Here is a 14,278-nt window from a genome sequence, read left to right as displayed (position 1 = left end):
CCCGGCGTTCGCGGATGGGTTAGACGGCGAGAATGATCGCCTTCTGGATGATGACGGGACTGTCGGCGGCCTTGGCCGCCCTGCTGGTGTTGACCGGCGCACGGCGCGGCGCCGATCCGGCTGCGGGGGCCGAGACCCAGGCCGGCTCGCGCGAGATCGAGGAACTGGATCGGTTGAAGGCGCGTGGGCTGCTGGACGACGCGGCCTATGCGGGCGCACGGGCTGAGGCGGGGCGACGGCTTTTGGCCATGACGACGACCGCAGCCCCCGTGGCTGGGCCTAAGGATCGGTTATGGGTGCTGGGGGGGATCGCCGTGACGGTCGCGGGCGCGCTGGGCCTCTATGTCTTCACCGGATCGCCCGGCCTGCCGGACCAGGCCTATGAGCGACGCGTCAACGACTGGGCGGCGAACCTGGAGGGGCTGGAGCCGGCGCAGCTCGCCGCCGTGACGGCGCGGGTCGTGCGCGAACGGCCGCAGGATCGCCAGGCGCTGGCCATGCTGGGCGCGGCGCGTTATGCGGCCGGCGATCCCCTGGGCGCGGCGTCGGCCTTCCGTCGTCTGATCGCCCTAGACCCCAAGGACGCCCAGGCCTGGGCGCGACTGGGCGAAAGCCTGGTGGTGGCCAATGACGACCAGATCGGCGGCGACGCCGAGGCCGCCTTTCGCGAGGCGCTGAAGCTGGACCCGGATCAGCTGGGCGCGCGCTTCTTCCTGGGCGAGGCGGCGCTGCGTCGGGGCGACGGCGCCTCGGCCCGCACCCTGTGGACGCCCCTGATCGCCGCGCTGGACCCGGCAGACCCGCGTCGTCTGGACCTAGAGCGGCGACTGCCGAAGGACGGCGCGCAATGACGCGTTGGTCGCGCGTCGCGACGGCGGTATATGCCGCCGATCCGCCCTCAGAACCCGGAATGTCCATCGCATGAGCTGGCTGCCCAAATCGCCGAAGGCGCGTTGTCGCCTGTGGGTCGTCGCCGCCGTGGCGCCGATCCTGGCGCTGGCGGTCGGCCTGTCGCTGTGGGCGATGCAGGACAGCGTGACCTTCTTCTATTCCCCGTCCGAGGCCACCGCCGACAAGGCGCCGGAGGGCCGCAACATCCGTCTGGGCGGTCTGGTCGAGGCCGGCAGCGTGCAGAAATCCGGCGACGGCGTGGTGGCCTTCGTCGTCACCGACAACGCCGCGACGACCCGGGTCGTCTATCACGGCGACCTGCCCGACCTGTTCCGCGAAGGGCAGGGGATCGTGGCGCAAGGCGCGTTCGGCGCCGACCGCACCTTCCACGCCAGCCAGGTCCTGGCCAAGCACGACGAGAACTATATGCCGCGCGAGGTCTCCGACCGGCTGAAGGAAAAAGGCGAGTGGCGGCCGGACGCAGCGCCGACCACGGCCGCCCCCAGCAAGACCGTTCCCCTATGATCGCTGAGCTTGGGGCCTTCGCCCTGGCGCTGGCTCTGGCGCTGTCGATCCTGCAGACGGGCCTGTCGGCGGCCGGACGCGCGCGACGCAGCCCGGTTCTGGCGGGCGCGGCCCAAGGCGCGGCGTTGGCGGTGGCGGGCGCGGTGGCGCTTAGTTTCGCGGCGCTGATCTACGCCTTCGTCGCGTCCGACTTCTCGGTCTCCAACGTCGCGGCCAACAGCCACACCGACAAGCCGATGCTGTACAAGGTCGCCGGCGCCTGGGGCAGCCATGAGGGCTCGCTGCTGCTGTGGTGCCTGGTCCTGACCGTTTTCGGCGGCGCCCTGGCGCGCGCGCGCGGCCTGCCGTTCGGGTTGAAGGCGTCAGCCGTGGCGGTGCAGGGCGCGCTGGGCTCGCTGTTCCTGGCCTTCGCCGTCTTCACCTCCAGCCCCTTCACCCGCCTGGACCCCGCGCCTTTCCAGGGGGCGTCGCTGAATCCCCTGCTGCAAGACCCGGCCCTGGCCGTGCATCCGCCGCTGCTCTACGCCGGCTATGTCGGCTTTTCCGTCTGTTTCTCCCTGGCGGTTGCGGCCCTGATCGAGGGACGGGCGCAGACGGCCTTCTGGCCCGCCTGGGGGCGCTGGGTCCGGCCCTGGGCGCTCGCCAGTTGGGCCTTCCTGACCGTCGGCATCACCCTGGGATCGTTCTGGGCCTATTATGAGCTGGGCTGGGGCGGCTGGTGGTTCTGGGATCCGGTCGAGAATGCGTCATTCATGCCGTGGCTGGCGGGCGCGGCCCTGTTGCACAGCGCGGTCGTGACCGAACGGCGCGGGGCGCTGGCGGGCTGGACCGTCTTCCTTGCGTTGCTGGCCTTCACCTTCTCCATGCTGGGCGCCTTCCTGGTGCGGTCTGGCGTGCTGACATCCGTCCACGCCTTCGCCGTCGATCCCCAGCGCGGCCTGATGCTGCTGGCGATTCTGGGCGTGACCGCCGGCGCCGCCTTCGCCCTGTTCGCCTGGCGCGCGCCCCAGCTGAAGGGCGGCGGAATGTTCGCACCGGTCAGCCGAGAGGGGGCTCTGGTGCTGAACAACCTGTTCCTGACGGCGGCCGCCGCGACCGTCCTCTTGGGCACCCTCTATCCCCTGATTCTGGAGGCCGCGTCCGGCGCGACCATCTCGGTCGGCCCGCCCTATTTCGCCGCCACCTTCACGCCGCTGATGATGGTCGCCTTCATCATCCTGCCGGCCGGGCCGCTGCTGGCCTGGAAGCGCGGCGACCTGCCCGGCGCGATGCAGCGTTTGGCCGTCGCCGCAGGCCTGGCCATCGTCTCAGCTCTGGCGGCCTATGCCCTGTGGGAACCGAAGAAGGCGCTGGCCGCCGCAGGGATCGGCCTGGGCGCCTGGTTGATCCTGGGATCGTTGGCCGAGGTGGCCGAACGCGCGCGGCTGTTCCGCGCATCGGCGGCCGAGACCCTGCGTCGGCTCAAGGGCCTGCCGCTGGGCGCCTGGGGTATGAGCCTGGCGCACCTGGGCCTGGGCGTCTTCATCCTGGGGGCCGTGGTCGAGACGGGCTTCAAGGCCGAGACGGCGCGCGCCTTGGCGCTGGGCCAGAGCGTCTCCGCCGGACCCTGGACCGTCACCCTGGACGAGGTCCGCGTGGTCGAGGGGCCGAACTATCTGGCCGAACAGGGCCGGCTGACGGTGCGGCCGACCGATGACCGGGGCCGGGCCAGCGCCGTCACGGCCGAGCGCCGCTTCTTCCCCCCCGGCGGTCAGACCACGACCGAGGTCGGGCTGGATTTCCGAGGGCTGGACGACGTCTATGTCGTGATCGGCGAGCGGGCGGGCAGTCCGCAGCAGCCGGCCTGGGTCGTGCGTCTGTACTGGAACCCCTGGGCGCGGCTGATTTTCCTGGGGCCGATGATCATGGCCCTGGGCGGCGTCCTGTCCCTGATGGATCGGCGGCTGCGGGTCGGCGTCGGTTCGCGACGGCGCAAGACGGCATGAGGCGTCTGTGGAGCCTTCTCGCCGCGCCGGTCCTGGCGCTGACGCTGACGGCGGCCGAGCCGCCCGCCGCGCCCGACAGGCCGCTGACCGATGCGACCCAGGAAGCCCGCGCCCAGGCCCTGTTCAGGGACGTCCGCTGCGTCGTTTGCCAGCACGAGGCCATCGCCGACAGTCCGGCGGGCGTGGCGGGCGACATGCGCCGGCTGATCCGCGAGGAGATCGCGGCCGGCGCCTCGGACCAGGCTGTGCGCGACGACCTGGTGCGGCGCTTCGGCGACTATGTGCTGTTCACCCCGCCGGTGCGGGCGGGGACCTGGCTGCTTTGGTTCGGGCCGTTCGTCCTGGTGCTGCTGGCGGTCGCCGTCTTGATGCTGCGCGCGCGCCGCCGTCCGGTCGAGGCTGCGCCCCTGACGGCCGAAGAAGAAGCGCGGCTGGACGAAGTTCTGCGAAATGAGAAGCTTCGCCGCGATCCTGACGCAACCTCGCCTCACGACGGGCGCTAGTCGAGATCAACGATCGGCGGCTGAATTGGCGTAAGCGCCGTCCGGCCTATATCAATCGCGAAACCGGCGCCCGCATGGCGCTGGACAGAGGATCGCAAGGACCACGATGCTGAAGCGCAAGGAGTTCATTCTCGGGGCCGCGGCCGGCCTGACCCTGGCGGCGGCGGCGACCGCCGGCGGCGTCATCAACTGGCCCGGCGCGCATGCGGAGCCGCAGGCGGTCAACCGGATCACCCCGGTCCCGGCCAACGGCGACAGCTTCACGCCCCCGCCGGGCGCGCCCAGCAGTTTCGCGACCATCTTCGATCAGGTCTCGCCGGCCGTCGTGCAGATCGACGTGACGGTCAAAGTCGACCAGCCCCAGGGCGGCGCCTTCACCATCCCCGGCCTGCCGTTCCAGTTCGTGCCGCCGCAAGGCCGTGGCGGTCCGGGCGGTGACGAGCCGCAGACGACCCAGGGCGCCGGCTCGGGCTTCTTCATCTCGCAGGACGGCTTCATCGTCACCAACAACCACGTCGTCGCCGACGCGACCGAGATCAAGGTCAAGATGTCGGACGGCCGCGAACTGCCGGCCCGCCTGATCGGCCGCGATCCCGGCACCGATCTCGCCGTGATCAAGGTCGAGGGCAATGACTTCAAGTATGTCAGCTTTGAAGAGACGGCCGAGCCCCGCGTCGGGGACTGGGTCATCGCCATCGGCAACCCGTTCGGCCTGGGCGGAACCGCCACTGCCGGCATCGTCTCGGCCAAGGCGCGCGACATCGATCCGTCGGGCTACAACGACTACATCCAGATCGACGCCGCCATCAACCGGGGCAACTCGGGCGGCCCGACCTTCGACATCCACGGCCGCGTCATCGGCGTGAACTCGGCCATCTATTCGCCCACCGGCGGATCGGTCGGCATCGGTTTCGCCATTCCGGCCGATACTGCAAAGACGATCACCGAGCGCCTGATGCGCGGTCAGTCGATCGAGCGCGGCTATGTCGGCCTGGGCCTGCGCACCCTCAGCCCCGACGGTTGGGAAGCCCTGGGCCAGCCCAAGGACTTCAAGGGCGCCCTGATCGAGAGCGTGACCGATGCAGGTCCCGCCGCGCGTGCAGGCGTTCAGGTCGGAGACCTGCTGGTCGGCGTCAATGGTGAGGCCGTAGCCAACAGCCAGGAAGCCACCCGTCGTGTCGGGTCGGCCAAGCCGGGCGATACCATTCGCCTGGAAGTGATCCGCGACGGCCGCCGTCAGACCCTCAACGTCCGCTCGGGCACCCGTCCGTCGGAAGAAGAGTTGAATGCGGGTGAAGAGGGAGGCGGTTCTGCGGCTCCGGGTCAGGCTCAGCCGGGCCAGGGCGAAACCATCGAAGGCCTTGGCGTGACGGCCATTACGCCCGCCGCCCGGTCGCGTTTCAGCATTCCCGAAAGCGTGACCGGCGTGGTCATCACCAATGTCGAGCAGGATTCGGCTGCGGCGCGTCTCGGCTTCCAGCCGGGCTTCGTCATCACCCGCGCGAACGACCGCAACATCACCTCCGCGGCCGATCTGCGCGCGGCGGTAGCGGCGGCCAAACAGGCGGGTCGACCCAGCATCCTGCTGTTCGTCCGCACGCCCCAGGGCACCAGCCCGGTCCCGCTGCGCTTCGCCACCGGCGAATGATCGGCATTCTGACCAAGCCTTAACTCACCCTATCGCCGCCGATGCGCTACCATCGGCGGCGATTTTGATTCCGGGAGGGGTTTGATGCGGATTCTAGTGGTCGAGGATGACGCCGAAGCGGCGACCGCCATGGTGCGGGGCCTGTCCGAAGCCGGACATGAGGTGACCCACGCCGTGGACGGCGCCTTCGGGCTGCTGGAGTCGCAAAAGGGCGGCTACGACGTCTATGTGGTGGACCGGATGATGCCGCGTCTGGACGGCGTCGGCATGGTGGAGACGGTGCGCAAGGGCGGCGATCAGACGCCGGTGCTGTTCCTCTCGGCCTTGGGCGAGGTCGAAGACCGGGTCACGGGCCTGAAGGCCGGCGCCGACGACTATCTGGTCAAACCCTACGCCTTCGCCGAACTGATCGCGCGGGTCGAGGCCCTGGCGCGTCGCCGCGAGACCGGCGGCGTCCAGACCGTGCTGAAGGTGGGCGACCTGGAAATGAACCTGATCGCCCGCACGGTGCATCGGGGGGCGACCGAGATCGATCTTCAACCGCGCGAGTTCCAGCTGCTGGAGTTCCTGATGCGCCACGCCGGCCAGTCGGTGACCCGCACCATGCTGCTGGAGAAGGTCTGGGAATATCATTTCGACCCCCAGACCAACGTCATCGACGTCCACATCAGCCGCCTGCGCTCCAAGATCGACAAGGGCTTCGACCGCGCGATGCTGCAGACCGTGCGCGGGGCGGGGTATCGGTTGGAGGCGTAATCAATTCTCCCTCCCCTTTATGGGGAGGGACGATCGCGCAGCGATCAGGGTGGGGAAGTGCCCATGTTTTCGGAGACAGACCGCGCCCGCGCGATGCGCAAGACGATGACCCCGCCGGAGGCCCGGATGTGGGCCAATCTCAAACGGCTTCGCGGCGAGGGCTTTCACTTTCGCCGTCAGGCGCCCTTCAAGGGTTATTACCTGGACTTCGTCTGTTTCAAGCGCCGTCTGGTGATCGAGGTCGATGGACAGGTGCATCAGTTGGATGAACAGATACGCCATGATCGGATCAGGGACGCAGTCTTGGCGAAAGAGGGGTTCGTCACCTTGCGCTTCGACAATGCGGCCATCCGCGACAATATCGACGATGTAATGGATTTCGTCGTGGCGAGGCTCAAGAACTGCCCCACCCTGGCGTCGCTGCGCGCCGCCGTCCCTCCCCATGAAGGGGAGGGAGAATAGGTGCGCCTTCCCTCCCTCCTTCGCCGCACGCCTTTTCGGCTGACGCTGCTGTTTCTGGCGCTGTTCGTGGCGGCGGCGGGGGCGATCCTGGCCTATGTCTATTTCGCCTCGGCGTCCGAGGCTCAAGGGCGGGCCAAGGCGGATGTGGAGATCGAGCTGGGCGCCCTGACGGCGATCCACCGCAATCGCGGCATCGACGCCCTGAACCAGGCGCTGGTCGAGCGGTCGATCCGGGGCGGGCCGTATCTGTATCTGCTGACCGATGCGGCCGGAAAGACGATCACCGGCAACATCACCGAATCGCCCATCGACATCGACCTCAGCCTGCCGGCCGGCGCCAGCGACTGGGAAAGCTTCCGCCTGACCGACACGGATGCGCAAGGCAAGGTCCAGCGTCGGCGCTCTATCGGGGTGATCACCACCCTATCGGGGGGCGAGCATCTGTTCGTCGGTCAGGACATCGGCGACATCGAGGAGTATCTGGCCCGCCTGACCCAGGCCCTGTGGGGCGCCATGGCTTTGGTGATGCTGCTGGGCCTGGCGGGCGGTCTCTACATCAGCCGGCGGGTGGAGAAGTCGATGGCCGGGCTGAACCAGGTCGTGCAGGCGGTGCAGGAAGGCGACCTCAAGGTCCGCGCGCCCGTCCGCCACACCGGCGACGAACTGGACGAGTTGGGTCAGGGGCTGAACACCATGCTGGACCGGCTGGAGGCGTCGATGTCCTCCATCCGCCACTCCGGCGACGCCATCGCACATGACTTGCGCTCGCCCCTGACGCGGATGCGGGCCAAGTTGGAGGTGGCGCTGATCGACGCCGAGGCGGGCAAGATCGACGGAGTGGAGGCCCTGGGCATCGCCCTGGACGAGGCCGACCATCTGCTGAAGACCTTCAACACCGTCCTGGCCATCGCGCGTCTGCAGGCGGGTGGCGCGCCGGACCCCAGGCTGATGGACGCCGCCGACCTCGCCGCCGACATGGCCGAACTGTACGAGCCGGCGGCCGAGGACAAGGAGATCGACTTCTCGTCCGAGGTCGAGCGCGGCCTGATGATCGAGGGCAACCAGCCCTTTCTGGCCCAGGCCCTGGCCAATCTGATCGACAACGCCATCAAATATACGCCCGCCGGCGGGGCGGTGAAGCTGCGCGCGCGGCGGCGGTCGTCGGGCGAGATCGAATATTCCGTCACCGACACCGGACCGGGCGTGCCGGAGGAGGATCGCGAACGGGTGGTCCAGCGGTTCGTCCGCCTGGACAACAGCCGCACCGAGCCCGGCTCGGGCCTGGGTCTGTCGCTGGTGACGGCGGTGGCCGAGGCGCACGGCGGCCGGGTGGTGCTGGACGAAGGCCCCGGCGCCTATGGTGATTTCGGGCCGGGGCTGCGGGTGGCGCTGGTGCTGCCGCCTGCGGTCCAGAACTAGAGATTTCCGCTCATCCCCGCCAAAGAGGGAACCTAGGTCTTTGGGCGGTCAGGCTTGTGGCGTGTGTCAGGATCGTGGTCCAACGCTTTGCCGAGCAAAAGCACTGGGTCCCCGCTTTCGCGGGGATGAGCGGATGATTTAATGGCCGAGTCCAAGTCCCAGCCCCTGTTTCAGTCCCTGACCGCCGCCGGCCCTGTGGTCAGCCCCGTTTCCGCCGACCGCTTGCATGAAACCTTGACGAACGCCGCGACCACCGACGGCTGGCGCGATACGCTGGACGCCGCCTGGCCCGCTCTGGCCCCCGTCGCCGGCGCTTCGCCCTATCTCGCCGGCCTGATGCGCCGCCGCCCCGCCCATCTGCGTCGCCTGCTGGAACAGGATCCCGCCGCCAGCCTCGCCCAGATCATCCGCGACACCGATGCGCTGGACGCCGAGCCGGACGAGATTCGCGCCCCGCTGCGGGTGCTCAAGGCCGACCTGCATCTGCTGACCGCCCTGGCCGATTTGGGCGGCGTGTGGGATCTGGATCAGGTCACCGACGCCCTGTCGAGGTTCGCCGACGCCTCGTGCCGCGCCGCCCTGCGCGCCGTCGCTGCCGAACAGAGGGCGCGGGGTCGGCTGGTCTCGCCGCCCGGCGATCCGCGCGGGCCCATCCCCGGCCTTTTCGGCCTGGCCATGGGCAAGCACGGCGCCAATGAGCTGAACTATTCCTCCGACATCGACATCTCCCTCTTCTTCGAGCCGCGCCTGATGGTCCTGGCCCTGCGCGAGGGCGAAGAGATGCAGGATTTCGCCAATCGAGTCGGCAAGGGGATCGCCACCCTGCTGACCGAGCGGACGGCCGACGGTTATGTCTTCCGCGTGGACCTGCGGCTGCGGCCCGACCCCTCCTCGACCCCGCCGGTGGTCGCCGGGCCCATGGCTCTGGCCTACTATGAGAGCGTCGGTCAGAACTGGGAGCGGGCGGCCTTCATCAAGGCGCGGCCGGTGCTGGGCGACATGCGCGCGGCGGGCCGGTTCCTGAAGGCCATGATCCCCTTCATCTGGCGGCGCAGTCTGGACTACGCCGCCGTGCTCGACATCCAGTCGATCAAGAAACAGATCCACGTCCACAAGACGGGCGAGGGGCTGCACGCCGCCGGGGCCAATCTGAAGCTGGGCCGCGGCGGCATCCGCGAGATCGAATTCTACGCCCAGACCCAGCAGCTGATCCTGGGCGGGCGCGATCCGGGCTTGCGCAAGCAACGCACGCTGGAGGCGCTGAAGGCGCTGGCCGACGCCGACCACATCCCCCAGGCGGTCTGCGAGGAGCTGTCGGCCGCCTATGTCGAACTGCGCGGGCTGGAGCATCGGGTGCAGATACTCGACGACGAGCAGACCCACCGCCTGCCCGAGGACCGCGAACGCCGCGCCGCCGTCGCCGCCCTTGCCAATTTTGGTGATCTGGCGGCCTTCGACGCCCATGTCGAGGCCCTGCTGGTCCGGGTCAACACCCGCTACGGCGAACTGTTCGAGGGCGGCGAGGATCTGGATTCCAGCTATGGCAGCCTGGTCTTCACCGGTGTCGAGAACGATCCCGAGACGCTGGAGACCCTGCGTCGCATGGGCTTTTCAGAGGCCCCGTCCGTGGCCGACACCATCCGCAGCTGGCACCACGGCCGCATCCCGGCGACGCGGACGGCGCGGGGACGCGAACTGTTCACCCGCCTGGCCCCGCGCCTGCTGGAGGCCCTGGCCCGCTCCGGCGCGCCGGACGACGCGTTTCGGCGTTTCGCCACCTTCTTCTCGGGCCTGGCGGCGGGGGTCCAGGTCCAGGCCCTGTTCCTGAACCAGCCCAAGCTGTTCGAGATGGTGCTGGGCGTCATGGCATTCGCGCCGCGCCTGGCCCGGACCCTGGGGCGGCAACCGGCGGCTCTGGACGGGGTGCTGGACGCCCGCTTCCTGGCCGACCTGTCCGCCGAGACCGGCCTGACAGAGCAGATCTTGCGCGAAGCCGGCGAGACCGAGGATTTCGAGGGCGCCATGAACGCCGTGCGCCGCCTGCACCGCGAACAGATGTTCCGCATCGGCATCCACGCCATGACCGGACGGGCGGGCCCCGAGGCGGCGGGCCGCGCCTACGCGGCCCTGGCCGACGCCGCCATGCTGACCCTGTCGCCGGCGGCCTTGGCCGAGACCGAAAGGCTGGGCGGCGCCTTGCCCGGCGCGGTGGCGGTGGTGGCCCTGGGCAAGGCCGGGTCGCGCGAGATGACGGCCGGGTCCGACCTGGACCTGATGACCCTGTACGAGGCGCCGCCGGACGCTGCGTCCGCGATCAAGGGGTGGACCGCCGATGTCTTCTACGCCCGCTTCACCCAGCGGCTGATCGCGGCCCTGTCGGCGCATACGGCCGAGGGCGGGCTGTACGAGGTCGACATGCGGTTGCGGCCCACCGGCTCCAAGGGACCGGTCTCGGTACGGCTGAAGGCTTTCGACGCCTACTACGCCCGCGAGGCCGAGACCTGGGAGTTCATGGTCCTGACCCGCGCCCGCGTCGTGTGGGCCAGCGATGCGAAGTTCGGCGCCCAGGTGTCCGCCGCCATCGAGGCCGCCCTGCGCCGCCCGCGCCCCGGTGTGGATATCGCCGCCGATGTCAGGAAGATGCGGGCGTTGATGGATCGCGAACGTCGCCCCCACGGCTTCTGGGATTTGAAACTGTCGCCCGGCGGCCAGGTGGATGCCGAGTTCGCAGCCCAGTTTCGTCAGCTGCAGGCCGCCGCCATCGGCGAGCCGCTGACCCTGTCGACGCTGGAGGCGCTGCACGACGACCCGGTCCTGGCAGAGGCCTGGCGGGTGCAGCAGAGGCTGGCCCACCTGCTGGCCGCCGCCTTCGAGGGGCGGGTCGATCCTGAGGCCGAACCGTCCGTCTTTCAGCTTCGTCTGGCCGAGGCGGCGGGGGCGCAGGATTTCGAGACCCTGAAGACAGAATTGACCGATCTGCGGGCGCGGGCACGCAAGGCCTTCGAAAGGGCGGTTCCCGCCAGACTCGAAAAAGAGGGTCGCGACGGAGATTCGGAGACGCCGCGTTCAATCTCCTGACAGGGCAATGTCAAAGGGTCGCGCCAGGCGGTCCATGGAGATGATCGAGATGAGAAAGACCTTTCTGACCGGCCTGAGCGTCATCGCGCTGGCCGCCGTCGCCGGCGTGGCGACCGCACAGGTTCCGCCCGCTGGCGCAAACGCTCCGTATCAGGCGCGCGGCGAAGCGAACCGTCAGATGACGCGCGCCGAGTACGTCGATACGCGCGTGGCTCGCCTGACCGCGCTGGATGCGAACCGTGACGGCACGGTCAGCGTCGAGGAACGTCAGCCCGGCATGCAGGCCCGCCGGGCCGAACGCGCCGACGACCGCTTCGCGAAGCTGGACGCCAACGCCGACGGCTCCATCAGCCGCGCCGAGTTCGACGCCGGCCATGCCGCGCGCCCCGATCGCGGCCCGCGCGCCGAACGCGCCGGCAATCGCGAGGGGCATCACGGCGGCCCGCGTCACGCCATGCGCGGTCCTGGTCGTCCGGGCGCCGAAGGGCGTGGCCCCGGTCGCGAGCGCGGCCCGGTGGTGATCTCCGAAGTCGCCGCCAAGCTGGGCGAGCGCTTCGACAAGATGGACGCCAACCGCGACGGCGTGATCTCGGCCGACGAGCGCCGCACGGCCATGACCGCGCAACGCGAGCAACGCCAAGAACGTCGCGTTCAGCGTCAACAACCGGCTTCCCCCGCCCCGGCTTCGGAGTAAGAACGGTGTCGGGGTCGGCCGTCATGAGCGAACCGGTCCCTTTCGTCAGCAGCGGAAGAGGCAGGTTTGGTCGCGATCGTCGACCCCGACGAGGATCTGGTGCGCCGGGTGGGTCAGGGCGACCCGGCGGCGGCGCAGACGCTCGTCGCGCGCAAGCTGCCGCGTATTCTGGCCCTGGCCCAGCGGATGCTGGGCGACGCGGCCGAGGCCGAGGACGTGGCCCAGGAAGCCATGCTCAAGGCCTGGCGTCAGGCCCCGAAATGGGCGCCCGGCAAGGCTCGGTTCGACACCTGGCTGCACCGGGTGGCGCTGAACCTCTGCTACGACCGGCTGAGGCGAAGGCGCGAGATTCCCACCGACACGCCGCCGGATCGCCCCGACGAGGGACCGGCGCCGGATCGGGGGCTGCTGGCGGCGGAGACAGGCGTGCGGGTCGATGCGGCGCTGAAACGGCTGCCGGACCGTCAGCGCGAGGCGATCGTCCTGTGCCATTATCAGGAGCTGTCCAATATCGAGGCGGCCGCCCTGATGGAGATCAGCGTCGAGGCGCTGGAGAGTTTGTTGTCGCGCGGTCGTCGCGCATTGCGTCAGGCCCTTTCGGACATGGCTCCGGCCGGGTCGCCGAGGGCGGGTAGAGGAGACGGACGATGAAGGCGGAACGGTTGCACGAACTGGCGGACGCCTATGGCGCCGACCTGCGTCGGTGGCCCGCGTCCGAGCGCGCCTTCGCCGAAAGCTTGCTCGCGGCCGATCCGTCGCTGAAGGCGGTGCTGGACGAGGCGGCGAGGCTGGACGCCCTGCTGAACGCCGCGCCGACCCCGGTTCCGTCCACCGCCCTGACCGCGCGCATTCTGTCCGCTGCGCCCCAACGTAAGGCGCGTGGCCGGTTGGGCCGTGCAGTCTGGTATCTGGGGGCGGGCTGGGCGGCCGCCGCCTGCGCGGGCGTGGTCGCCGGCGTCGGCCTTACCACCCATCTGACCGCCGACGCGCGAGCCGATGCGGTGCTCTATCAATCCTCGCTGACCGGCGTGGACGACACCGAGGTTCTGGGATGACGTCGAAGACCCTGAAGATCGCCCTGGCCGTCTCGGTGGCGTTGAACGTCTTCGCCGTCGCGGGCGCCGTCACCTATGTCGTCAATCGCGACAGGATCGAACGCAAGATCGAGGATCAGAGGCGTCCCGGTCGTGAAGGCCCGCTGGCCGAGGTGCTGGCCGATCTGGATCCCGCCGTTCGAGACCGCGTGCGCACGGCCCTGAGGGAGTCCGCCTTGGCCGCGCGCCCCGACTTCGAGGCGGCGCGGGCGGCGCGGCGTGAGGCCATCGACGTGGCCGGTCAACCGACGCTGGACGCGGCCCGCGTTCAGAGCCTGCTGGACCAATCCCGGGCTGCGGAGATGCGCGGCCGCACGCGGCTGGAGAACGGCGCCGTCGCTGTGCTGGGCACGCTGACGCCCGATGAGCGCAAGGCCCTGACGCCGATCCTGCAACGCAAGGGCGACGCCCGCCGCGCCATCGTGCACGGCGAACGCAACGACCGTCAGCGGGACCCAACTCCGTCCCGCTGACGGCCTGACAGATCAGCCTTTCTTCGACGCCCGGAACGCCGCCACGGCGTCCACCGTCGCGCGGACCTTGGCCTCGATGGCGGCCCAGTCGCCTGACTTGACGGCTTCGTCGGTCACCAGTTTCGAGCCCATGCCCGCCGCCACGATGCCGGCGCCGAACCATTTGGCGATCGAGGCCTCGTCGGGATCGACGCCGCCCGTCGGCATGATCTTGACCCAGGGCATCGGTCCCTTGACCGCCTTGACGAAGTCCGGGCCGCCGACCGACGAGCCGGGGAACAGTTTGACGATGTCGCAGCCCAGTTCGTGCGCCTCGCCGATGTCGGTCACCGAGCCGCAGCCGGGGAAATAGGCGACCATGCGCCGGTTGCAGACCTTGGCCACGTCGGGGATCAGGCAGGGGCTGACCACGAAGCGCGCGCCCCGGTTCAGATAAAGCGACGCCGTGCCTGCATCGACGACCGAACCGATGCCCAGGACGACATCCGGGTCGGTCCTGATCAGTTCGCGATTGATCTCGCCGAACATGTCGCAGGCGAAGTCCCCGCGATTGGTGAATTCGACCACCGGCGCTCCGCCGCGCGCGCAGGCGCGAATGACGTTCAGGCTGACCTCGGCGTCTGGGTGATAGAAGACCGGGCAGACGCCCTGGGTCTCCAGCGCCTGAAGCACGCTGACGCGATCATGGGCCATGGACGGTTTCCTCTGCAATAGGTTTCGCGTCCGACCTCCGATGTCGCGGACGCAAGG

The 14,278-nt window shown here is 69.5% G+C and carries 14 protein-coding genes; 13 read left to right on the top strand and 1 reads right to left on the bottom strand.

What is annotated here, in order from left to right:
• Positions 1–32: 32 nt before the first annotated feature.
• The 13 genes from ccmI (at position 33) to ACP693_RS13445 (ending at position 13,528) form a co-directional block, all read left to right on the top strand.
• Positions 33–851, top strand: a complete 819-nt coding sequence (gene ccmI / locus ACP693_RS13505; protein WP_426020157.1) for a c-type cytochrome biogenesis protein CcmI — start codon at positions 33–35, stop codon at positions 849–851.
• A gap of 70 nt (positions 852–921) precedes the next feature.
• Complete coding sequence (gene ccmE / locus ACP693_RS13500) at positions 922–1,416, top strand: cytochrome c maturation protein CcmE (protein ID WP_426020155.1); 495 nt, start codon at positions 922–924, stop codon at positions 1,414–1,416.
• Positions 1,413–3,401 carry a heme lyase CcmF/NrfE family subunit gene (locus ACP693_RS13495; protein WP_426020153.1) on the top strand — a complete coding sequence of 663 codons (1,989 nt, stop codon included), beginning with the start codon at positions 1,413–1,415 and terminating at the stop codon, positions 3,399–3,401. Before ccmE ends, ACP693_RS13495 begins: the two co-directional genes overlap by 4 nt.
• Positions 3,398–3,904: a cytochrome c-type biogenesis protein gene (locus ACP693_RS13490; RefSeq protein WP_426020151.1), complete on the top strand. Its 507-nt coding sequence runs from the start codon at positions 3,398–3,400 to the stop codon at positions 3,902–3,904. The genes ACP693_RS13495 and ACP693_RS13490 overlap by 4 nt, the downstream gene beginning before the upstream one ends.
• A gap of 106 nt (positions 3,905–4,010) precedes the next feature.
• The gene (locus tag ACP693_RS13485; protein WP_426020149.1) at positions 4,011–5,552 is read left to right on the top strand and encodes a Do family serine endopeptidase; all 1,542 of its coding nucleotides are present in this window, start codon (positions 4,011–4,013) and stop codon (positions 5,550–5,552) included.
• 84 nt (positions 5,553–5,636) lie between these two features.
• Entirely contained in the window at positions 5,637–6,308 is a 672-nt protein-coding gene (locus tag ACP693_RS13480; protein ID WP_114818597.1) for a response regulator transcription factor, read from the top strand.
• A gap of 63 nt (positions 6,309–6,371) precedes the next feature.
• Positions 6,372–6,770 (top strand): endonuclease domain-containing protein, encoded by a 399-nt coding sequence (locus tag ACP693_RS13475; RefSeq protein ID WP_426020146.1) that lies wholly within the window; start codon positions 6,372–6,374, stop codon positions 6,768–6,770.
• Positions 6,771–8,189: an ATP-binding protein gene (locus ACP693_RS13470; RefSeq protein WP_426020145.1), complete on the top strand. Its 1,419-nt coding sequence runs from the start codon at positions 6,771–6,773 to the stop codon at positions 8,187–8,189.
• Between the two features lie 141 nt (positions 8,190–8,330).
• Entirely contained in the window at positions 8,331–11,267 is a 2,937-nt protein-coding gene (locus ACP693_RS13465; protein ID WP_426020143.1) for a bifunctional [glutamine synthetase] adenylyltransferase/[glutamine synthetase]-adenylyl-L-tyrosine phosphorylase, read from the top strand.
• A 49-nt stretch (positions 11,268–11,316) separates the two neighbouring features.
• Positions 11,317–11,961, top strand: coding sequence for an EF-hand domain-containing protein (locus tag ACP693_RS13460; RefSeq protein ID WP_426020141.1), 645 nt, complete (start codon positions 11,317–11,319; stop codon positions 11,959–11,961).
• A 66-nt stretch (positions 11,962–12,027) separates the two neighbouring features.
• A complete protein-coding gene (locus tag ACP693_RS13455) occupies positions 12,028–12,612 on the top strand; it encodes an RNA polymerase sigma factor (RefSeq protein WP_135193691.1) in 585 nt (194 codons plus the stop codon).
• A complete protein-coding gene (locus tag ACP693_RS13450; RefSeq protein ID WP_426020139.1) occupies positions 12,609–13,016 on the top strand; it encodes a hypothetical protein in 408 nt (135 codons plus the stop codon). The genes ACP693_RS13455 and ACP693_RS13450 overlap by 4 nt, the downstream gene beginning before the upstream one ends.
• Positions 13,013–13,528 carry a periplasmic heavy metal sensor gene (locus ACP693_RS13445; protein WP_426020137.1) on the top strand — a complete coding sequence of 172 codons (516 nt, stop codon included), beginning with the start codon at positions 13,013–13,015 and terminating at the stop codon, positions 13,526–13,528. The genes ACP693_RS13450 and ACP693_RS13445 overlap by 4 nt, the downstream gene beginning before the upstream one ends.
• Positions 13,529–13,540: 12 nt before the next feature.
• Here the strand turns inward: ACP693_RS13445 and ACP693_RS13440 are convergent, their stop codons facing one another.
• Positions 13,541–14,221 (bottom strand): bifunctional 4-hydroxy-2-oxoglutarate aldolase/2-dehydro-3-deoxy-phosphogluconate aldolase, encoded by a 681-nt coding sequence (locus ACP693_RS13440; RefSeq protein WP_426020136.1) that lies wholly within the window; start codon positions 14,219–14,221, stop codon positions 13,541–13,543.
• Positions 14,222–14,278: the final 57 nt, after the last annotated feature.

Source organism: Brevundimonas sp. TWP1-3 (assembly GCF_049896085.1).
GTDB lineage: Bacteria > Pseudomonadota > Alphaproteobacteria > Caulobacterales > Caulobacteraceae > Brevundimonas.
Note: the sequence above shows the minus strand (reverse complement) of the source record. Positions and strands in the feature narration are given on the sequence as shown.

Excerpts from the sequence above, each read along its gene's own strand:
- ACP693_RS13480 (WP_114818597.1), top strand. The coding sequence starts at position 5,637 with ATGCGGATTCTAGTGGTCGAGGATGACGCCGAAGCGGCGACCGCCATG.
- ACP693_RS13440 (WP_426020136.1), bottom strand. The coding sequence starts at position 14,221 with ATGGCCCATGATCGCGTCAGCGTGCTTCAGGCGCTGGAGACCCAGGGC.
- ACP693_RS13460 (WP_426020141.1), top strand. The coding sequence starts at position 11,317 with ATGAGAAAGACCTTTCTGACCGGCCTGAGCGTCATCGCGCTGGCCGCC.
- ACP693_RS13490 (WP_426020151.1), top strand. The coding sequence starts at position 3,398 with ATGAGGCGTCTGTGGAGCCTTCTCGCCGCGCCGGTCCTGGCGCTGACG.
- ccmI (WP_426020157.1), top strand. The coding sequence starts at position 33 with ATGATCGCCTTCTGGATGATGACGGGACTGTCGGCGGCCTTGGCCGCC.
- ACP693_RS13475 (WP_426020146.1), top strand. The coding sequence starts at position 6,372 with ATGTTTTCGGAGACAGACCGCGCCCGCGCGATGCGCAAGACGATGACC.
- ACP693_RS13465 (WP_426020143.1), top strand. The coding sequence starts at position 8,331 with ATGGCCGAGTCCAAGTCCCAGCCCCTGTTTCAGTCCCTGACCGCCGCC.
- ACP693_RS13445 (WP_426020137.1), top strand. The coding sequence starts at position 13,013 with ATGACGTCGAAGACCCTGAAGATCGCCCTGGCCGTCTCGGTGGCGTTG.
- ACP693_RS13485 (WP_426020149.1), top strand. The coding sequence starts at position 4,011 with ATGCTGAAGCGCAAGGAGTTCATTCTCGGGGCCGCGGCCGGCCTGACC.
- ACP693_RS13495 (WP_426020153.1), top strand. The coding sequence starts at position 1,413 with ATGATCGCTGAGCTTGGGGCCTTCGCCCTGGCGCTGGCTCTGGCGCTG.
- ACP693_RS13450 (WP_426020139.1), top strand. The coding sequence starts at position 12,609 with ATGAAGGCGGAACGGTTGCACGAACTGGCGGACGCCTATGGCGCCGAC.
- ccmE (WP_426020155.1), top strand. The coding sequence starts at position 922 with ATGAGCTGGCTGCCCAAATCGCCGAAGGCGCGTTGTCGCCTGTGGGTC.